The following is an 18,474-nucleotide window of genomic DNA, read 5'->3' on the forward strand; positions in this document are numbered from 1 at the left end:
TACAGTTTGTCAGGATTGTCCGGAAACTGTCTCTGATTATTCGGGCAGTTTCGCGGCATTGTCTCACGAATCCTTATACGATTTTAGAGAAAGCCGAAAAGACACAATGCGTGAGAATGTTGGGAATAAGACCGCCGGATGGATCAACGGGTTTTTGGGCGTATTGATTTTTTCCGGCTCGCTGCCGGCAACGCGGCTGGCGGTGATCGATATCGATCCGACTTTCCTGACGATGGCGCGCGCATCGATTGCAGGTGTGCTGGGACTGGCGCTGTTGCTGGCGTTTCGGGAACCTTTTCCCCGCCGTAACGATGCGATCTCGTTGATCGTGGTGGCGCTCGGCGTGGTCGTCGGCTTTCCGCTTCTGACGGGGCTTGCCCTCCAGCACATGACATCTGCCCATGCGATTGTCTTTATAGGACTGCTTCCGCTTGCCACGGCAATCTTCGCTGTCCTGCGCGGTGGAGAGCATCCGCGCCCAATGTTCTGGCTGTTTTCAGTGGTTGGAAGCCTCATCGTCGCTTCCTATGCCTATGGACAGGGAAGCCAATCCACGCTTCTGGGTGACGTGCTGATGCTCGCTGCCGTTATCGTTTGCGGTCTGGGCTATGCGGAAGGCGCGCAACTTTCGCGCAGGCTCGGCGGCTGGCAGGTTATCTGCTGGGCGCTGGTGTTCTCGCTGCCGGTCATGCTGCCGCTGAGTGTCATAACACGCCCGGAGACATGGGCAGGCATCGGTACGCCAGCCTGGATAAGCCTTGGCTATGTCTCGCTGTTTTCGATGCTGATCGGCTTTTTCTTCTGGTATCGCGGTCTTGCGCAGGGTGGAGCGGCCACGGTGGGCCAGTTGCAGCTTCTCCAGCCTTTTTTTGGCCTTATGCTGGCAGCCGGTATTGCGGGGGAACCAGTCAGCACGGGGATGGTTGCGACGGCAGTGGTGGTCGTCATCTGCGTGGCGGGTGCGAAGAAATTTGCTTAAATAAATGCCCATACGGTCGTGCGCTTCACTTCCGCGTCTTCAAGGGCGCGGGTGACGGGCACAGTATAGACGGCAAGCTGCTGCAGCCGGTCCTTGGGCAGATAGGCGCGCCCCGGATCGCCGACGACGATACGGGCGCCGCGTTCGGCAAGTTTCGAAAACCAGGGAATAAGTCGCTCGGCGAGCGGCTTTTCGTAAAAGACGTCGCCTGCCAGAACCACGTCCCAGCCGCCGTCTTGCCCGGTGAGATCATCCAGAGAGGGAACAACTGATACGCCATTGGCCGATGCATTGATCTCGATGGCGGGAAGCGCGAAGGGATCGATGTCGGAAGCCAGTACGCTTGATGCGCCTGCCTGCATGACGGCAATGGCGACAAGGCCGGAACCCGATGCGAAATCGAGCACCGTCTTATCTTTCACCGTTTCGGGATGATCCAGAATATAGCGTGCCACACCCTGACCGCCCGCCCAGGCGAAAGCCCAGAAGGGCGGCGGCAGTCCGATCGTGGCAAGCTCTTCCTCCGTCTTGTGCCAGAGGTCGTGTGCTTCATCGGCCAGATGCAAAAGAATTTCCGGCACATGCGGCGGCGCTTGCAGACTGGTATTGGCCAGAATGAAATCGCGCGCGCTTTTATGTGCCGGATCAAGCATCAAATATCTTTGACATCAAGTTCGCCCATGCGGCAGACTTCGATCCATTCGTCTTCCATGACCGGCTGCACCGAAAGCCGCATCGAGGTGACGAGTGCCATCTTCTCCAGCTTCGGATTGGCCTTCACATCCTTCAGCGTTACCGGCTTCGGCATGTCGCGGACAGCCCTGATGTCCACGCAGTCCCAGCGCGGATCGTCCGTGGTACTGTCAGGATGTGAAAGGGCGCAGACCTCGACGATGCCGACGACTTCCAGCCCTTCATTGGAATGATAGAAGAAGCCTTTGTCGCCCAGTTTCATGGCACGCATGTTGTTGCGCGCCTGATAATTGCGCACACCATCCCACTGCTCGCCTTTTTCGCCACGGGCTTTCTGCATTTCCCATGACCATTTGAACGGTTCGGATTTGAACAGCCAGTAAGCCATCAGTCATGAGCCTCAAGCGTTGGCGGGGTTGTTGATCGCCCAGTTCCACGGGCGCACGGTCACGCCCTCGAAAAGACCCGCGAGTGCATAAGGGTCATTGGCGGCGATCTTTTCCGCCGTGGCTTTGTCGGCAGCTTCGACAACGACAAGGCTGCCATTCGGCTTTCCATCTTCACCGAGAAAGGGGCCTGCGAACTTCAGCCCATCACCAAGACCCTTGAGATAGTCGAGATGCGCAGGGCGCGTATCGAGGCGCACTTGCAGATGGTCCGGCTTGTCGTTGCACAGAAGAGCAAAAAGCATTGTCAATTATCCTTTCCGTTCGAGCATGATCTTGTCCGAAAACCGGTTCCCACTTTTCGGATCACGCTCTAGTCCTCGGTCTTGAGTGGTCGATTGAGCAGAGCCGTCACGGCTTCGTCGATGGTGATGGTGCCGTCGAGCAGCGCACCTGTTGCATCAATGATGGGCGCTGAGATCGCATGTTTGCGACATAATTCAGCGGCAATCGGCGCGGTGGCTACGCCTTCGGCGAGCGGGCGATTGGTCAGGTCTTCGCCGCGTCCGAGTGCCAGCCCGTAGGAATAATTGCGCGATTGCGACGACGAGCAGGTCAGCATCAGATCGCCGAGGCCGGAAAGGCCCATGATGGTTTCGGCTCTTGCACCCATGGCCCGACCAATGCGGCGCAGTTCGGCAAATCCGCGCGTGACGAGTGCGGCTTGAGCGCTCGCGCCAAAGCCGCGCCCGACGGCAGCACCGGCGGCAATGGCAAGAACATTTTTCAAGGCACCGCCGATTTCAACCCCTTTAAGATCGGTTGTCGAATAGCAGCGGAATGCGGGACCGGACAAAAGTGCAGCGAGCTGATCGGCGGTTACCGCATCCTCACAGGCAACCGTCACGGCGGTCGGAAGCCCTCTGGCGACGTCTGTTGCAAAACTGGGACCGGATAGCGCTGCGATCCGGTGGTTTGGCAGAACTTCGGCCATGACTTCCGACATCAGTCGTCCGGTACTGCGTTCTATCCCCTTGGCGCAGAGCACGACGGGCGCGTTTTGGGGGATGAGACTGCTCAATTCCGAAAGTCCGGCGCGCATGGCCTGGGCGGGAATGACGGCCAGAACGGCATCCGCTCGCTCGATGACAGCGGCTGCGTCCGTGCTTGCATTAATAGCGCCGGGAAGTTCGATTTCGCCCAGATAGCGTGGATTGCGGTGTGTCTGGTTGATGGCTTCGACCATCACCTCGTCGCGGGCATAAAGCCATGTGTCATGACCGCTGCCGCTTGCCATTGCCGCAAGGGCCGTGCCCCAGGCACCGCCACCCAGAATGGCAATCTTGCTCGTCTTTCCGTTCATGCCTTGGCTCCACGTCGTCCGGTTCCGATCAGCGGAGCCGATTTTTCGTCAAGTGGCCAGCGCGAGCGCGGTGCAAGATCAAGCGAATCAGGCGCTTCGGTCGCTGCACGTTCGGCACCGGCCCAGGCGATCATCGCGGCATTGTCGGTGCACAGATCGAGCGGCGGGGCGATAAAACTGAAACCGTGCCGGGCGCAAAGAGTTTCGAGGGCTGTGCGCAAGGTCTTGTTGGCCGCGACCCCACCGGCAACGACAAGCGCCGGTGTTTCGCAATCGGGAAATTCATTTTTGAAACGCTCAAGCGACCGGCCCACCCGGTCGGACAGCGTGTCGGCGACCGCAGCCTGGAAAGAGGCGCAAATATCGGCCACATCCTGATCCGACAACGGAACCAATTCGGTTGCCGTCTGGCGCACCGCCGTCTTGAGACCGGAAAAAGAGAAGTCGAGTCGTGCTTCGCCTTTCAGCGGCCGAGGCAGGGCGAATCGCTTCGGATCGCCCGTGAGCGCCATGCGTTCGACCGCCGGACCGCCTGGATAAGGCAGGCCCAGTAGCTTGGCCGTCTTGTCGAAGGCTTCGCCGAGCGCGTCGTCGATTGTAGTGCCGAGCCGCTCGTAATCGCCAATGCCGCGTACCAGCACCATCTGCGTATGACCGCCGGAAACGAGCAGGAGCAGATAGGGAAATGGCAGGCCGTCGGTCAGACGCGCCGTCAATGCATGGCCTTCCAGATGGTTGACGGCGTAAAACGGTTTCTGTGCAGCCATGGCCAGCGCTTTGGCAGTCATGAGCCCGACGATCAGCCCGCCGATCAGTCCCGGCCCTGCCGTGGCTGCCACCGCATCGACATCGGCAAGTTTCATGTTGGCGTCATCTAGCGCGCGTGCAATCAGCCGGTCCAGCGCTTCGACATGGGCGCGTGCGGCAATCTCGGGCACCACGCCGCCATAGGGTTCATGCTCGGCGATCTGGCTCAGAACCACATTTGACAGAATCCGTCCTTCGCCCCGATCGTCACGTTCGACGATTGCGGCGGCTGTTTCGTCGCAACTTGTTTCTATTCCAAGAATGCGCATTTGCGGTTAGACCCTGCCTGTCTCATAATTCATTGAAAAATCCGGTACCATGGACGGCGCAATATGCAAACAGCATCCTTGAAGAATGGCACGTTGAAGATAGGCACGCGGGGCAGCAAGCTTGCTCTCGCCCAGGCTTACGAGACGCGTCGCCGCCTGATGGAGGCGCATGGTCTGCCGGAAGAAGCCATCGAAATCATTCCCATGTCGACGGCGGGCGACCGCATTCAGGACCGCGCGCTTTCCGAGATCGGCGGCAAGGGACTTTTTACCGAAGAAATCGAGCAGGCGCTGACGGAAGGGCGAATCGATCTTGCGGTCCATTCGACCAAGGATATGCCGACGGTTCTGCCTGATGGACTTCATCTTTCCGTTTTCCTTGAGCGCGAAGATCCCCGCGATGCCTTTATCGGTCGCACGGCTTCGCGCCTTCTCGATCTGCCGCAGGGCGCGATAGTCGGATCGTCATCGCTGCGTCGTCAGGCTTTGATCCGCCGTCTTCGCCCCGACATTCAAGTGGTGATTTTCCGCGGCAATGTCGATACCCGCCTGCGCAAGCTGGAAGCTGGAGAAGTCGACGGGACGTTTCTCGCCTGTGCGGGGTTGCGGCGTCTGGGGCTTGGCGATGTCATTACTGATCTGGCCGATCCGGAAAGCTTCCCGCCTGCGCCCGGACAGGGTGCCATCGGCATAGAAACCCGTATCGGCGATACACGCATCGATGCGCTGCTGGCCCCCCTTGCGCATCGCGAAACAGGCATAGCTCTTGCCTGTGAACGGGCATTTCTGGCCGCCCTAGACGGCTCCTGCCGCACGCCGATTGCCGGTCTTGCAACCGTGAACGGTGACACGGTTTCGTTCCACGGCATGATTTTGAAGCCGGACGGGTCTGAAGCGCACGAGATAAGGACGGAAGGTCCAGCATCGAATGCTGCCGCACTTGGTACGGAAGCCGCAGAGCATCTGCGTGTGACGGCCGGTCCCCAATTCTTCGAGGGCTGGGAGTAGATTTGGCGGCGCGGGTACAAGTCGCATCTGTCGGCCGTGTTCTGGTGACGCGGCCACAACTGGCTGGCTCGCAGACCGCCGTAAAACTGGTGTCGAGGGGGTATGAGCCGGTTCTGCTTCCGCTGAGTCGGACCGTTGCGCTTTCCTTTGCTATGCCCGAGGGCTTGTTTGCGGCTTTAACGGTGACGAGCGCCAATGCCTTTCACCACATCGACATGGAACGACTGATGCCGTTTCTAGACCTGCCGCTTTTTGCCGTAGGGCAGGGAACAGCGCAGGCGGCGCGGAAGGCCGGATTCAGCCGGGTGATCGACGGCGGCGGCGACGCGGTTCGTCTTGCTGCAACGATGCGGCGCGATCTTCCCCAACAATCTCGTGTTCTTTATCTCGCCGGGCGGGTACGCCAACCGGTGTTCGAAGACGAGATGCGGGCCGCTAGGCTCGATATGCACGTCGCCGATGTCTATGACACGGAGATGATTCCTTATTCTGCGCCAGCACTTCTGGACGTGCTTCATGGCGCGCCTTTTGTCGCGGTCATGCTTTATTCCGGTGTCGCTGCGACGAGCTTCATCGAAGCAATGCGCGAGATCGAGCCGCCTTTTGACGAGAAAACGCGGTTTTTGTGCATTTCAGCCCGCGTGGCCCAGCGATTGCCGCCATTATGGCGGGCAAAAGCTCTTGTTGCAGACCATCCGGATGAAGAAGGACTTTTCCGGCTGTTTGCCAAACTTTGACTCATTTCGGCGCAACCTTCCTTCATCTGGCGATTTTATCTGTTAGACTTTGAGGCAGCCAATCGGCGTTTACGAGAGGATCCATGGCGAAACCCGGCACTCCGCGACATTCCAAACCGGCCCGTAATCCTGTGACGATCAATCTCGATCCATCAGACGTAAAGCGGGTTGATGAACCGGCAAAGGCGACGCCAGACGCAGAGCCGGTAGGAAGCTTTTCAAAACTTGAGAACCCAAAGCCGGAAACCCCGAAGTCCACATCGCCTAGACCGGAAGCAGCGACTGCCGAAAAGACCGTGAAAACCGAAACGCCGGAAAACTCGACATATGCCAGGCCGCCTTTTACGTCGGGCGTGAAACCTGAAACTCAGCAGCCTGTGCAAAAGAGCGGTGTGACCGCGGCACATCTTCTGGCCGGTATTGCCGGTGGCATTATCGGACTTGGCGGTTTGCTGGCGCTGCAATGGGGCAATGTTATTCCATCTCCGGGTGCAAGAGTGACGGCGGAACAGCTCGCGCATATGGAACAGCAGATCGCCGATCTGCGGAGCAATCCAACGCCCGCGCCGCTTGATGATGCGAGCCGCGCGCAGCTTGCAGCTCTGGAAAAGAACGTACAGGCCGCCGAGATCAAGTCAGAGGCGGTCGCAGGTTCCTTCGCCGATCTTCAGCAGCAATTTGCGGCCTTGCCGAAAGAGGCGGGACAGGAAGCGGCAGCCGATTCCTCTGCTCTGACCGAGCGGCTTGACGCGCTGGAGAGCAAGCTTTCAGCGGCGCAGAGCCGGGCCGATGAAGCGACAGCCGGAGTTTCGGGAAATAGCGGCACGATTTCCTCGCTCGAATCGAAAGTGACCTCCTTGCAGGAAAAGGTCAGTCAGGCTTCGCGCCAGCCCGATGCGACGGCGCTTATAGCGGCAAATGCGCTGAAAACCGCGATCGATCGCGGTGGCTCTTTCAAGGCGGAACTGGATACTTATGCATCGGTGGTGCCCGACGAGGCATCCATCGAACAGCTCCGTGCCCTCGCCGAGAAAGGCGTTCCGACCGTTGCCGACCTGAATGCCTGGTTTGGTGCCGTTGCAAACCGGATCATCGCGACGGAGAACAAGCTGCCTGCCGATGCCGGAATTTGGGATCAGCTTGTCGCCAGCGCCAAGGGGTTGGTCAGCGTACGTCCAGTTGCGGGCAATGTCAGCGGCACCGGTGTCGGACCGATCACGGCCCGCATGGAAGCAGCACTTCAGGCAGGCGATCTGGAGCGCACTCTCAGCGAATGGGAACAGTTGCCTGCCGATGCCAAGGCCACCTCACAGGAATTTGCCGATCAGGTGCGGGCGCGACGTGATGCAGATGGGCTTGTGCAGCGTGTCGTCGCCAACAGCCTGAAGCCCAGCGCATCTGCGGATGAAACCGGCGGGGCTCCAGCCTCTTCCGGTCAATAGGAGGCGAGCCGATGCTGCGTGTCCTGTTTTATCTCTTCATCGTTGCTGCGCTCGGCTTTGGCTTTGCCTGGCTTGCGGATCGTCCGGGAGAACTTGATGTAACCTTCGCTGGCAACCACTACAATGTGCCCTTGATAACTGCCGTTGCGGGAATCGTTGCCATTGTCGCGGCTATTCTCATCCTGTGGTGGCTGGTCAAGAGCATCATCCAGTCGCCCTACACGCTGCGCAGGCATTTTCGTGCTCGCAAGCGCGATCGTGGCTATCAGTCGCTGTCGACCGGACTGATTGCAGCCGGTGCCGGCGATGCGGAAGCAGCGCGCCGTATGACAAAGCAGGCAGGCAAATTGCTCAGCTCCGACCAGGAACCGCTGATAAAGCTTCTGGAAGTGCAAACCGCGATGCTGGAAGGGCGCACTGAAGATGCCCGCAAGGGTTTCGAGGCGATGGTGGAGGACCCCGAGACGCGGCTGCTCGGTTTGCGTGGGCTTTATATCGAAGCCCAGCGCGTTGGCGCTCGCGATGCCGCTCGTCATTATGCTGCCGAAGCCGTCAGCCAAGCGCCGCAGCTTGAATGGGCCTCGTCGGCCATGATGGGGCAGCTTTGTGCCGAGGGCGATTGGGATGCGGCGCTGAAGCTTGTCGATGCACGCAAGCAGGCGCTTGCCCATAGCAAGGATGTAGTGAAGAAGGAACGCGCCGCGCTTTTGACCGCCAAGGCGATGGCCGTGGTCGATGTCGATCATGCGCAGGCAAAGGCGCTGGCGCTTGAGGCGAACAAAATCGTGCCCGATCTGGTGCCTGCTGCCGTGGTTGCCGCGCGTGCGCTTTTCGCCGATGGTGATGTACGGAAAGGTTCGAAAATTCTCGAAGCGGCCTGGAAACGGTTTCCGCATCCCGACATTGCTTCGACCTATATCTACGCCCGGTCTGGCGATACCACACAGGATCGCCTGAAGCGTGCAAAACATCTTGTATCGCTGCGCTCTAACAATGCCGAGGGCAGTCTTGCTCTGGCGCGTGCCGCCTATGAAGCAGGCGATTATCGTCTTGCCCGCGACAATGCCGAGCAGGTTCTGCGCGCTTCGCCACGCGAGAGCGCCTATCTGCTGCTTGCCGATATAGAAGAAGCCGAAACCGGCGATCAGGGCAAGGTTCGTGAATGGCTGGCGCGTGCAGTCAAGGCACCGCGCGATCCCGCCTGGACTGCTGACGGCTATGTTTCCGAACAATGGTCGCCTGTATCGCCGGTCACGGGGCGGCTCAACAGTTTCGAGTGGAAGGTTCCAGTGGTGGAACTCGCTCCGGCTATTGAAGCGGAAAAGCCAGAAATCAAGGGACCGGTGGAAGCAAAGCCGATCAATCCACTTGTTCTGGCTGAGCCGAAAGACAAGGCTGATATGGTGGATATATCCGAAAGTGTGGAGAGCAAACCGCCTGTTCGTGATGTGGAGGAAGCCGAAGTCGTGCCTGCTGCCGAGCTCGTCAAAGTGTCGTCAGCTCCTCCGGCAAGGACGGTCGAAAGGATGATGCCACCTATGGCCGACGTCGTTGTGGCCGACGATGATGCGGATGATGAGCCGCGCCGCGCGCATATTGTGGTGGACGATCCGGGCGTCGAGGAAAGCAAGCCTTCACAGAAAGCCCAGAGCGGATTGAGACTTTTTTGATTCTGCTCTGGCTAAGCGTTGCCGAAAAACAACGCGACGCGCCTCTTGGGCGACAAACGGCTGTGCAAACCGTTTATCGCCTTGCTTGGCGTTCTCAGCCCGTTACCTTCAATCTTGCTAACAAAGGATGCCGGAATCGCCGGTCCGGTCGGCAAGCAGTGAATGTGGCAGTGAATGTGGCAGCGAGGGTAAATGTTCGACCGTCTCCTGGACTTTTTGAAAGAACTTCCCGCAAATGGTTTTCGCGACCGGAGCGAAAAATTTTCCAACGACGATCCGAGACTGGCTGCTGCTGCTTTACTCTATCACATCATGGATGCCGACGGCGAAACGCGTGAAAGCGAGCGCAAAAAACTCTCATCAATGCTGTCGCAGAAATATGGCCTGAAGGGCGACAGTCTGAAACGGCTCATCCGTGCGGCGGAAAAAGCTGATCAGGAAGCAATAGACCTGTCCGATTTCACGTTGGTTCTGAAGCGGCAGCTCGATTATCAGGCCCGTCTCGATCTGGTCGCCCTGATGTGGGAAATGGTCTATGCCGACGGTAAGGTGAGTGAAGTCGAGGCCGACGTGATGTGGCGGGTTGCCGAACTTATCGGTATCCGGGAAGATGACCGCAACATTATTCAGGATCGCATGGACAAGGCGAACCGCAGCACGCCTGCGTCCTGACGGATTCTTATATTTTCAACGATCAGGTCCGACCCTGCAGGTGACGGGCCTTGCGCAACTGAGGGAACATTGCCGCCCAAGCGACAGCGACGGCGATCGATCCCATTCCGCCAATCACGACGGCAGGGACCGCGCCGATGGCTGCCGCCATCAGACCGGCGCGAAATTCGCCGAGTTCGTTTGATGCGCCGACAAAGACCATATTGACGGCATTGACGCGGCCACGCACATGATCAGGTGTCCAAAGCTGCATCAGCGTTTCACGGATATAGACGCTGATCATGTCAGCCGCGCCTGCAAGTGCCAGGGCAACGACCGACAGCCATGTCAGGGTCGAGACGCCGAAGATAATATTGAAGAAACCGAAGAGACCGACGAAGACGAACATCACCCGGCCTGCATGGTCGCGGATCGGATGTCCGGCCAGCCAGACCGCAGTCAGAACCGCACCTAGACCGGGAGCGGAGCGCAGCAATCCCAGCCCCCAGGGGCCAAGATCGAGGATGTCGCGTGCATAAATCGGTAATAGAGCCACTGTCCCGCCGAGAAGAACGGCGAAAAGGTCGAGCGAAATCGCACCCAGGACGATCTTTTCCTTCCATATATAGCGGAAACCCGCCAGCATGCTTGTCAACGAGCGCTGTTCGGCAAGCGTGTGCTGCTTGGGCTTTGGAATGGAAAAGATCAGGAAGGAGCCTAACAGCAGGAATACCGTTGCGACGGAATAAGCCGCAACGGGCGAAATTCCATAAAGCAGGCCACCTGCGACCGGACCGACGATTGTGGCCACTTGCCATGCAGATGAATTCCAGGAAACGGCGTTGGCGAAATCCTCCGTCGGCACGAGATTGACCACCAGCGATGCTGAGGAAGGTCCGAGAAATGCACGCGCCACGCCAAAAAGTGTCAGTGCTGCAAAGACGGTCAGGGGCTCGAACAAGCCCGCAAGAGTCAGACCGAGCAGCAACGCCGTCACGACACTTTCCAAGATAAGCGACAGGCCCATGATGAAGCGCCTGCCGAAGCGGTCGGCAGCAGCGCCGGTTACCAGAACCAGCAGCAGGGCCGGTAGAAATTGTACCAGTCCGACCATGCCCAGATTGAAGGCGTCGCGGGTCAGATCGTAGATCTGCCAGCCAACCGAAACACTTACGATTTGAACCGCAAATGCGCTCAGGAAACGGGCGCCCCAATATTTTTTGAAGGCAGAGTGCCGGAATGCTGCGTAACGATCCGCAGGAGAAACATCGGTGGAGGGGGACATCGCTCACAACATCTAGGGCATTTCCAGCAAAAGTGCGTAGCGGTTTTGCGTTGGACAATGCGCGATAACAAGAAGATAGATGTTACTTACAGCATCCTTCCTATGATCGGAACCATTTTTTGGAATCTGTTCGAGACAGTCCAAGGGTCGCCCGAAAGCATGAAAGGCCGGTTTCAACCGACCTTTCATTGTTATGGTTCTGGATCAATCCTTGCCGAGCAAGCCTTTCCAGATGATCGCGCCGATCGCGGCGCCGACGAGTGGTGCAAGCCAAAACAGCCAAAGCTGGCTGAGCGCTGCCGTGTCGGCGAAGAGCGCAACGCCGGTCGAGCGGGCCGGGTTGACCGATGTATTGGTGACCGGGATCGAAATCAGATGGATCAAGGTCAGGCCAAGGCCGATGGCAATCGGGGCAAAGCCAGCCGGAGCCAGCGACGAGGTGGAGCCCAGAATGATGATGAGGAAAAAGGCCGTCAGGATGATTTCGATCAGCAGGCCAGCCATCATGCTGTAACCGCCAGGCGAAAGTTCGCCATAGCCGTTCGAGGCGAGGCCACCAGCCGAGAAGCCTTCCTTGCCTGAAGCGATGAGGAAGAGCACGGCTGCGGCCGCAATGGCACCCAGAACCTGCGCGACCCAGTAAGGGATCAGGTCTTTGGCCGGAAGACGGCCAGCCACCATGAGACCCAACGAGACGGCGGGGTTGAAATGGCCGCCGGAAATGCCGCCAACAGCGTAGGCCATTGTAAGGACCGTCAGACCGAAAGCGAGGGCGACGCCAAGAAAGCCGATGCCCAGTTCAGGGAAGGCTGCGGCGAGGATCGCGCTGCCGCAACCCCCGAAAACGAGCCAGAACGTTCCGAAAAATTCAGCCGACAATTTATTGAGCATGAAAGTCCCCAAGGTTGGTGTAGTGAAACTGCCGCATGCGAATCATTTAGCGAGAAGCATATAATCGTATTTTTCTTCGATCAATCTTGTTTAACTTGTTATGTCGTGGTCGTTTTCTGTGGGATTTATCAGTCATTTCAGTAAACGAGGAAGCTATTCTTCTTATATTCGTAATTGCTTTTATAACTCTTCCAAATTGGGTGCCGAGGGATAGTAGGCGTTGATTGGCCTGTTCTTTAGAGCGCGCTTCGAACTGATTGAATCAGGACGGAGCTCTAAATATTTGTCTTAACGCGCATCTTTTTCGAAAACCGTTTCACACTTTTCGGGATGCGCTCTAAACGGCGCCGAACCAGTTCAGCGATATTGCGGAGAGGGGCGGTGGCACGTTATAAGCGCAACTGTCGAATGGGCGACGCTGGCCAGTGCACGTGCAATTGGCAGGTGACTTCGCGGGGCAGATAGGAGTTGTCAGCCTTGAACACTCATCCTGGGACGAAAGCGCAAAGGCTTGTTTTGGGGGTCGTCAAAGTCGTTCCGATTATTGCAGCCTTGTCGGGTTGCACGGCGACGGCATGGACGGAGAATGTGAAGATCGACACCACCCCGATGCCGACCGAATGCACGGGTTGGCAGAAAATCGATCTCAAGCAGCGCACGACACTGGTTCTCTTGCGTGAAGACCCGCGTCTTGTAGTCGATATTGATGCGCACAATCTCAAGGGTCGTAATTTGGGTTGCTGGCAATAGAGCGCCGTGCGTCTATTTGGACGCACAAAGGTCGCTCTGACTTATTGAATCTACACATCGCGTCAGACCGGGCTGGCCAACCGGACATCGACTTTTTCGATTGTGCCGTGCACAGCCGGAAGCATTGTTTCGAAGTCGATATATCCACCTGGTTTCAGCATTGTTTCTCCCGAGGCCAGAGGACGTTCGTGTTTGCTGCCGTCGCTATAGATAATCGTGACGATCAGCGGTGGTGCGGCGCGTTCTTTGGTTGTGTTGTTCCGGATGCGTCCAGCAACACTCAAAACGTCACCCTTGTCACGTATTCCGACACTGTTTTTCAGTTCTGTGAGCTGAAGCGCTGAAATGAGCGGCAGTGTCGATTGTTCGACGGAGAGGGCGGGCCTCCTGTCGGCAAGCAGCGTATATCCGCCAGCTACCCAGAAAGCGGTTGTCGCGCAAAGAGCGACGAAAACCCAATATCCGAATCCTGGCCATTCGCTGGCGAGATATGCTTCAGACACAGATTTTCGTGTGATGAGCGGCATTTCCGAAATATTGGGCGAGAAAGATTTTCGGGGCGCAGAGGCGGGAACAATGGTTTCGAATTCTGCGTCCTCGACCGGCCCGGCATTGGAAGCAAACCATGCTACAGGAAGCTGTCCACGCGAAGGCGTGCGCGAAATCTGCGCTGTCGATGGTTGTTTCGCCATCATGACGTCATCTTCCTTTGCGTTTTTCGCCGCTTCGACCGGTGTTATACACTGGCTCATAATGGTTAATGCTTCATGGGGGCGGCTTCGTTCACGTATTTTTTTGAAGTGCGTACACTCGGATTTAACGCAACATTAACCATAGAGGATAAAGGTCGATTTGATATCGATGTCATCCGTTCGTCTTCAAAACGCGCGGACAATTTAAGAGAAACAGCCGGTGATACGTTTTGAGAATGTCGGCCTGCGATATGGAATGGGTCCTGAGATCCTGCGCGATGTCAGTTTCCATATTCCGCCGCGTTCATTCCAGTTTCTGACCGGCCCTTCCGGGGCGGGAAAGACTTCGCTCATGCGCCTTCTCTTCATGGCGCTGAAGCCGACGCGCGGTCTTATCAATATTTTTGGCAAGGATGTTGCACGGCTCAATCATGCCGAAATTCCGCTTTTGCGCCGCCGCATCGGTATTGTGTTTCAGGATTTTCGCCTGCTTGACCATATGACCACCTATGAGAACGTGGCTCTTCCGCTGCGGGTGCGCGGAAAGGAAGAGGCAACCTACCGTCATGAGGTGGAGGAGCTTCTGCACTGGGTTGGGCTTGGCGATCGCATGAATGTACTGCCGCCGGTTCTTTCAGGTGGTGAAAAGCAGCGTGCCGCAATTGCTCGAGCGCTTATTGATCAGCCAGAACTGCTTTTGGCCGACGAACCGACCGGGAATGTCGATCCACCGCTCGCAAAGCGCCTCCTGCGCCTTTTCACCGAGCTGAACCGTTCGGGCACGGCTGTTATCATCGCGACTCACGACCTTTCCCTGATGGATCAGGTCGATGCGCGGCGCATGATCCTCGAACATGGGCGGCTCGACATCTATGATTGATGCAAGGAAGGCCTGGCAGCGCACGCTGGATGATATTCGGGTTCGTCTGGAAGACCTCAAGGATATTGTGCTCGTCCGTATCGGCAAGCGCCGGAAACGTCAGGGACCAAGTCCCATCGTTCCCGATGGTAGTGTTACGGGCACCGCACTTGTCATTGTTATCGCCATCATGACCTTTCTGGCATGTCTGACGATGGGTGGCGTGACACTCGTTCGCGCCTCGGCTGCTGCCTGGCAGAGCCAGATCGCTCGCGAGGCCACAATCCAGATCCGGCCCGTCGACGGACAGGACATGGAAAAGGCTCTGGCTCAGGCAAGCGAGATCGCGCGCGGTTTTGCCGGTGTGAAAGGCACCAGCATCATCGACAAGGATGCGACCGCACGGCTGCTCGAACCATGGCTCGGCAGTGGTCTTAATATCGATGACTTGCCTGTGCCGCGCCTTGTCGTCGTCACGATCGATGAAAATGCACCACCTGATTTTGAAACCATGCGCGCTGAAATCACACGCGCTATTCCGGCTGCGTCCTTCGACGATCATCGCACCTGGGTCGACCGGCTCGTCTCCATGGCGCATACGACGGTGTTCGTTGGCACAGGTGTTCTCTCGCTTGTGATCGCCGCGACCGTCTTGACGGTAATCTTTGCCACACGGGGCGCGATGTCGGGCAACGGGCACATTATTGAGGTGTTGCATTTCATCGGCGCGGAATCGAAATTTGTGGCGCGCGAGTTCGAATGGCATTTTTTTCGTACCGCATTGAAGGGCGCTCTGTGTGGAGGAGCGGCGGCAATGCTGGTCTTCCTGATCTTTTCCTGGTGGGCGTCGAGCCACATGGCAACACCTGAAGGCGATCAGGCTGCGGCCATGTTCGGCAATTTCGCCATCGGGCGCAGCGGCTACATCGGAGCCGCCGTCATCATTATTCTGGTCAGTTTCCTGACCATGCTAACCAGCCGCCTGACGGTGATCCGCCAGCTTGCAACTATGGACGGTCCAGGAGTGCGCTCCGAATGAAGACCTTCTCCGATACTGGCGCTTTCAAGACAAGATTTTCGTGCGCTTCTCCGACTTCTCGCCGCAATGCTGGTTATGATGGAAGAAGAGATGGTAAGCGAATCCCGCAAGCGCTATCGGGCGGGCACCGGTCGAGTGACGATGCAGTGGCACAGAGACAGACAGCGAAGGGATTTTCTACAGGAGGTGTGGTCTGGCGCCGCAGCCGAAACGGCGTTCCCCTGCAATCCTTTGCACTTGCGTCCGGCAACTTCCTATGGTCTGTCATGATGCGCATGTTCAGACGTTTCCAACCCGTTACCATCGTCTTGTTTATAATTCTTCTGGCGTTTCTCGTCGGCTTCGTCGCGTTCGGCGAAAAGGTTACCAGCATGCAGCCTCCTGTCATCGACGAACCTGCCGATGCGATTATCGTCCTGACCGGTGGCCAGTCCAGAATTCAGGCGGCAGTCGATCTCCTGAAGGACAAGCGCGGAAAGCGTCTTCTGATCAGCGGCGTTCATCCGGCGACCAATGAAAAAGCGCTGCAACGTGCCACACATGCCGACCAGAGCCTGTTCGAATGCTGCATCGATCTCGATCGGTCGGCCCTCAACACCATCGGCAATGCGACCGAAAGCGAACGCTGGATCCGTAGCAACAATTATCGTCGTGTAATCCTGGTCACCAACAACTACCACATTCCGCGCAGCACGCTGGAAATGTCCTATCGCATGAAAGACGTGGAATTCATTCCCTATCCGGTCGTGAATGGCGAGCGCCGCGAACATAGCTGGGTTGCCGAAGGCGACACATTGCGTGTGCTCTTCATCGAATATGTGAAATATCTCGGAGCCGCCGTTCGCGTGGGTACGACCGAACTGTTTGGAACGCAGCCCGAGCACAGCGCAACGACCGAGAACTGATCTCACCGCCGGATTACGATTTCCTGATGGAAATGGCCGATCTTCCTGATATATCGGTGCCGTCACTTTCTGAAGAAAGTCCAGAATTTGCGCATGATCGTTTTCCGCCAGCCGGGAGCGGGAATGCTTTAGCCAGGGTCTCCGCCGACAGATGCTTCTCTATCTGCGCTCAATCGTGTTCAATGCGGCGTTTTATATCTGCACACTGGTTCAGATGATCGTCTATACGCCTTTCTATTTTCTCCTGCCCCGCAAAAAGGCCTGGATCGTGCCGAAGCTGTGGGCACGGGTCAATCTCTGGCTCCAGAAGCATATCGTGGGCACCGACTATGTGGTCGAGGGATTGGAGAACATTCCCGAAGGTGCTTACATTTGTGCGCCCAAGCACCAGTCTGCCTGGGACACCTACGCTTTCCTGCCGTATCTCGATGATCCCGTGCTGATCCTGAAGCGGGAACTGATGCGCATTCCACTTTTCGGCTGGTATATCGCCAAGATGCAAATGATACCGGTCGATCGCGGTTCCCGTGTGAAGGCGCTGCATTCCATCACCAAGGGCGCGGAAAAGGCGATTGTGGAAGGTCGCCAGATTCTCATCTACCCCGAAGGAACGCGCCGGGCACCGGGCGCTCCGCCTCAGTACAAATACGGCATCGTCCATCTCTACGAAGCGCTCAATCTCCCGGTTGTGCCGATCGCGCATAATGCTGGCCTCTACTGGCCGCGTCGCAAGTTCCTGCGCTATCCCGGAACCGTTCGTGCCCGTATTCTGCCACCTATTCCGCCGGGCCTTCCGAAGGAAGAATTCCTCAAACGATTGATCGAAACGACCGAGACGGCTTGCGATGAATTTCTGGTCGCTGCCAGCCACGATCCTAATCCGCCACCCATGCCACCGACCGCCGTTCAACGATTGAACGAGCTCGGCGCTTAACCTTCACAGCATGTTAACGGCCTGATCACGTTCAATTGCGTTGCGAGAACGACAATTCGCCGCGTTTTCTAGAACTTTCGTTTTTCTTGCGCGCAACCTTGAAACCCGTTATCAGAGCCCGACACGAAAGGACACATCATGAATATTGATGCCATCTCCATCGGCTCCAATCCTCCTGAAGACGTCAACGTCATCATTGAAGTGCCTGTCGGCGGCCAGCCGATCAAGTACGAGATGGACAAGAAAGCCGGCGCCCTCATCGTCGATCGCTTCCTCTACACGCCAATGACCTATCCGGGCAATTACGGCTTCGTGCCGCATACGCTTTCGGAAGACGGCGATCCGATTGACGTTCTCGTCTGCAACACCCGTCCGCTGGTTCCTGGCTGCGTGATCAATGTACGCCCGATCGGCGTTCTGGTCATGGAAGACAATTCCGGCAAGGATGAGAAGATCATTGCCGTTCCGTCGCCGCATCTGACGCGCCGCTACGAGAAGATTCACGACTATACCGATATGCCGGAGATTACTCTGAAGCAGATCGCGCACTTCTTCGAACACTACAAGGATCTGGAACCCGGCAAATGGGTCAAGATCGGTGACTGGGGCGACGAAGATTACGCACGCAAGTTCATTGTTGAAGCTATCGAACGCGCCAAGGGCAAGTAAGCGATAGCTCTCCGATCTGCATAAAACAAAAGCGCCCGGCAATGTCCGGGCGCTTTTGTTTGCGGGCTTGTGAACTTGAGCTTTTGAACAGTCGTGCATGCTTACAGGAAAAGCGGCAACAGCGTCGTCCACATGAATTGACGGACGAAGAAGATGATCAGCAGCAGGACAATCGGCGAAATATCGATTCCGCCGAGATTGGGCAGAATATTACGGATCGGGCGCAAGACGGGTTCGGTCACCTTGTAGAGAAACTCACCGATCGAAGCCACAAATCGATTGCCGGAGTTGACAACATTGAACGCATAGAGCCATGAGAAAATGGCGCTCGCAATAATGATATAGGTGTAGATATCGAGCGCCAAATCAATGGTGCGGAACAATGCGATCATGGAGGTCTCCTTGGCAATTGGCCGAGATGTAGCGGTTGCATGGGGCAAGAACA

General features: G+C 57.2%; 21 protein-coding genes. 12 read left to right on the plus strand and 9 right to left on the minus strand.

Annotated elements, in window-relative coordinates; translation table 11 throughout:
- Positions 1-106: 106 nt before the first annotated feature.
- Positions 107-979, plus strand: a complete 873-nt coding sequence (locus ACYSN1_RS08270) for a DMT family transporter (RefSeq protein ID WP_461725173.1) — start codon at positions 107-109, stop codon at positions 977-979.
- On the opposite strand, the gene ACYSN1_RS08275 is transcribed toward ACYSN1_RS08270, so the two are convergent.
- The 5 genes from ACYSN1_RS08275 to tsaD form a co-directional block, all read right to left on the minus strand.
- On the minus strand, positions 976-1,632 hold the full coding sequence (locus tag ACYSN1_RS08275) for a class I SAM-dependent methyltransferase (protein ID WP_461725174.1): 657 nt from the start codon (positions 1,630-1,632) through the stop codon (positions 976-978). The genes ACYSN1_RS08270 and ACYSN1_RS08275 overlap by 4 nt on opposite strands.
- Positions 1,632-2,060, minus strand: coding sequence for an EVE domain-containing protein (locus ACYSN1_RS08280; RefSeq protein ID WP_461725175.1), 429 nt, complete (start codon positions 2,058-2,060; stop codon positions 1,632-1,634). The genes ACYSN1_RS08275 and ACYSN1_RS08280 overlap by 1 nt, the downstream gene beginning before the upstream one ends.
- A 12-nt stretch (positions 2,061-2,072) precedes the next feature.
- Complete coding sequence (locus ACYSN1_RS08285) at positions 2,073-2,363, minus strand: YciI-like protein (protein WP_461725176.1); 291 nt, start codon at positions 2,361-2,363, stop codon at positions 2,073-2,075.
- Between the two features lie 68 nt (positions 2,364-2,431).
- Positions 2,432-3,421: an NAD(P)H-dependent glycerol-3-phosphate dehydrogenase gene (locus tag ACYSN1_RS08290; RefSeq protein ID WP_461725177.1), complete on the minus strand. Its 990-nt coding sequence runs from the start codon at positions 3,419-3,421 to the stop codon at positions 2,432-2,434.
- Entirely contained in the window at positions 3,418-4,497 is a 1,080-nt protein-coding gene (gene tsaD / locus ACYSN1_RS08295; protein ID WP_461725178.1) for a tRNA (adenosine(37)-N6)-threonylcarbamoyltransferase complex transferase subunit TsaD, read from the minus strand. Before tsaD ends, ACYSN1_RS08290 begins: the two co-directional genes overlap by 4 nt.
- A gap of 63 nt (positions 4,498-4,560) precedes the next feature.
- On the opposite strand from tsaD, the gene hemC reads away from it, so the two are divergent.
- From hemC to ACYSN1_RS08320, 5 genes are all read left to right on the plus strand, one after another.
- Entirely contained in the window at positions 4,561-5,505 is a 945-nt protein-coding gene (hemC, locus tag ACYSN1_RS08300) for a hydroxymethylbilane synthase (RefSeq protein WP_461725179.1), read from the plus strand.
- Positions 5,506-5,507: 2 nt separating this feature from the next.
- Positions 5,508-6,242, plus strand: a complete 735-nt coding sequence (locus ACYSN1_RS08305; RefSeq protein ID WP_461725180.1) for a uroporphyrinogen-III synthase — start codon at positions 5,508-5,510, stop codon at positions 6,240-6,242.
- Between the two features lie 83 nt (positions 6,243-6,325).
- Positions 6,326-7,684, plus strand: coding sequence for a COG4223 family protein (locus ACYSN1_RS08310; RefSeq protein ID WP_461725181.1), 1,359 nt, complete (start codon positions 6,326-6,328; stop codon positions 7,682-7,684).
- Positions 7,685-7,695: 11 nt separating this feature from the next.
- Complete coding sequence (locus ACYSN1_RS08315) at positions 7,696-9,354, plus strand: heme biosynthesis HemY N-terminal domain-containing protein (RefSeq protein WP_461725182.1); 1,659 nt, start codon at positions 7,696-7,698, stop codon at positions 9,352-9,354.
- Between the two features lie 192 nt (positions 9,355-9,546).
- Positions 9,547-10,026, plus strand: a complete 480-nt coding sequence (locus ACYSN1_RS08320; RefSeq protein ID WP_140020418.1) for a tellurite resistance TerB family protein — start codon at positions 9,547-9,549, stop codon at positions 10,024-10,026.
- 22 nt (positions 10,027-10,048) lie between these two features.
- Here ACYSN1_RS08320 and ACYSN1_RS08325 read toward each other — a convergent pair whose 3' ends face one another.
- Positions 10,049-11,290: an MFS transporter gene (locus ACYSN1_RS08325; protein WP_461725183.1), complete on the minus strand. Its 1,242-nt coding sequence runs from the start codon at positions 11,288-11,290 to the stop codon at positions 10,049-10,051.
- A gap of 204 nt (positions 11,291-11,494) precedes the next feature.
- Positions 11,495-12,181, minus strand: coding sequence for an aquaporin Z (aqpZ, locus tag ACYSN1_RS08330; RefSeq protein WP_461725184.1), 687 nt, complete (start codon positions 12,179-12,181; stop codon positions 11,495-11,497).
- A gap of 477 nt (positions 12,182-12,658) precedes the next feature.
- Here aqpZ and ACYSN1_RS08335 point away from each other — a divergent pair, with 477 nt between their 5' ends.
- The gene (locus ACYSN1_RS08335) at positions 12,659-12,931 is read left to right on the plus strand and encodes a hypothetical protein (RefSeq protein WP_461725185.1); all 273 of its coding nucleotides are present in this window, start codon (positions 12,659-12,661) and stop codon (positions 12,929-12,931) included.
- 62 nt (positions 12,932-12,993) lie between these two features.
- Here ACYSN1_RS08335 and ACYSN1_RS08340 read toward each other — a convergent pair whose 3' ends face one another.
- Positions 12,994-13,626: a hypothetical protein gene (locus ACYSN1_RS08340; RefSeq protein WP_461725186.1), complete on the minus strand. Its 633-nt coding sequence runs from the start codon at positions 13,624-13,626 to the stop codon at positions 12,994-12,996.
- A 253-nt stretch (positions 13,627-13,879) separates the two neighbouring features.
- On the opposite strand from ACYSN1_RS08340, the gene ftsE reads away from it, so the two are divergent.
- From ftsE to ppa, 5 genes are all read left to right on the plus strand, one after another.
- On the plus strand, positions 13,880-14,503 hold the full coding sequence (ftsE, locus tag ACYSN1_RS08345) for a cell division ATP-binding protein FtsE (protein WP_235925422.1): 624 nt from the start codon (positions 13,880-13,882) through the stop codon (positions 14,501-14,503).
- The gene (locus ACYSN1_RS08350) at positions 14,496-15,521 is read left to right on the plus strand and encodes a cell division protein FtsX (protein WP_461725187.1); all 1,026 of its coding nucleotides are present in this window, start codon (positions 14,496-14,498) and stop codon (positions 15,519-15,521) included. Before ftsE ends, ACYSN1_RS08350 begins: the two co-directional genes overlap by 8 nt.
- A 146-nt stretch (positions 15,522-15,667) precedes the next feature.
- The gene (locus tag ACYSN1_RS08355) at positions 15,668-16,426 is read left to right on the plus strand and encodes a YdcF family protein (RefSeq protein WP_461725188.1); all 759 of its coding nucleotides are present in this window, start codon (positions 15,668-15,670) and stop codon (positions 16,424-16,426) included.
- 151 nt (positions 16,427-16,577) lie between these two features.
- The gene (locus tag ACYSN1_RS08360) at positions 16,578-17,360 is read left to right on the plus strand and encodes a lysophospholipid acyltransferase family protein (RefSeq protein ID WP_461725189.1); all 783 of its coding nucleotides are present in this window, start codon (positions 16,578-16,580) and stop codon (positions 17,358-17,360) included.
- Between the two features lie 138 nt (positions 17,361-17,498).
- The gene (gene ppa, locus ACYSN1_RS08365) at positions 17,499-18,029 is read left to right on the plus strand and encodes an inorganic diphosphatase (RefSeq protein WP_010657539.1); all 531 of its coding nucleotides are present in this window, start codon (positions 17,499-17,501) and stop codon (positions 18,027-18,029) included.
- A 101-nt stretch (positions 18,030-18,130) separates the two neighbouring features.
- Here ppa and ACYSN1_RS08370 read toward each other — a convergent pair whose 3' ends face one another.
- Positions 18,131-18,421, minus strand: a complete 291-nt coding sequence (locus tag ACYSN1_RS08370) for a YggT family protein (protein WP_461725190.1) — start codon at positions 18,419-18,421, stop codon at positions 18,131-18,133.
- Positions 18,422-18,474 lie beyond the last annotated feature (53 nt).

The organism is Brucella sp. LJL56 (genome assembly GCF_054871705.1).

Bases quoted from the DNA above. Each gene is read 5' to 3' on its own strand.
- ACYSN1_RS08340 (WP_461725186.1), bottom strand. From the start codon at position 13,626: ATGATGGCGAAACAACCATCGACAGCGCAGATTTCGCGCACGCCTTCG.
- ACYSN1_RS08325 (WP_461725183.1), bottom strand. From the start codon at position 11,290: ATGTCCCCCTCCACCGATGTTTCTCCTGCGGATCGTTACGCAGCATTC.
- hemC (WP_461725179.1), top strand. From the start codon at position 4,561: ATGCAAACAGCATCCTTGAAGAATGGCACGTTGAAGATAGGCACGCGG.
- ACYSN1_RS08275 (WP_461725174.1), bottom strand. From the start codon at position 1,632: ATGCTTGATCCGGCACATAAAAGCGCGCGCGATTTCATTCTGGCCAAT.
- ACYSN1_RS08320 (WP_140020418.1), top strand. From the start codon at position 9,547: ATGTTCGACCGTCTCCTGGACTTTTTGAAAGAACTTCCCGCAAATGGT.
- aqpZ (WP_461725184.1), bottom strand. From the start codon at position 12,181: ATGCTCAATAAATTGTCGGCTGAATTTTTCGGAACGTTCTGGCTCGTT.
- ACYSN1_RS08370 (WP_461725190.1), bottom strand. From the start codon at position 18,421: ATGATCGCATTGTTCCGCACCATTGATTTGGCGCTCGATATCTACACC.
- ACYSN1_RS08285 (WP_461725176.1), bottom strand. From the start codon at position 2,363: ATGCTTTTTGCTCTTCTGTGCAACGACAAGCCGGACCATCTGCAAGTG.
- ACYSN1_RS08270 (WP_461725173.1), top strand. From the start codon at position 107: ATGCGTGAGAATGTTGGGAATAAGACCGCCGGATGGATCAACGGGTTT.
- ACYSN1_RS08290 (WP_461725177.1), bottom strand. From the start codon at position 3,421: ATGAACGGAAAGACGAGCAAGATTGCCATTCTGGGTGGCGGTGCCTGG.
- ACYSN1_RS08360 (WP_461725189.1), top strand. From the start codon at position 16,578: ATGCTTCTCTATCTGCGCTCAATCGTGTTCAATGCGGCGTTTTATATC.
- ACYSN1_RS08280 (WP_461725175.1), bottom strand. From the start codon at position 2,060: ATGGCTTACTGGCTGTTCAAATCCGAACCGTTCAAATGGTCATGGGAA.
- ACYSN1_RS08315 (WP_461725182.1), top strand. From the start codon at position 7,696: ATGCTGCGTGTCCTGTTTTATCTCTTCATCGTTGCTGCGCTCGGCTTT.
- ftsE (WP_235925422.1), top strand. From the start codon at position 13,880: ATGGGTCCTGAGATCCTGCGCGATGTCAGTTTCCATATTCCGCCGCGT.
- ACYSN1_RS08350 (WP_461725187.1), top strand. From the start codon at position 14,496: ATGATTGATGCAAGGAAGGCCTGGCAGCGCACGCTGGATGATATTCGG.
- ACYSN1_RS08310 (WP_461725181.1), top strand. From the start codon at position 6,326: ATGGCGAAACCCGGCACTCCGCGACATTCCAAACCGGCCCGTAATCCT.
- ppa (WP_010657539.1), top strand. From the start codon at position 17,499: ATGAATATTGATGCCATCTCCATCGGCTCCAATCCTCCTGAAGACGTC.
- tsaD (WP_461725178.1), bottom strand. From the start codon at position 4,497: ATGCGCATTCTTGGAATAGAAACAAGTTGCGACGAAACAGCCGCCGCA.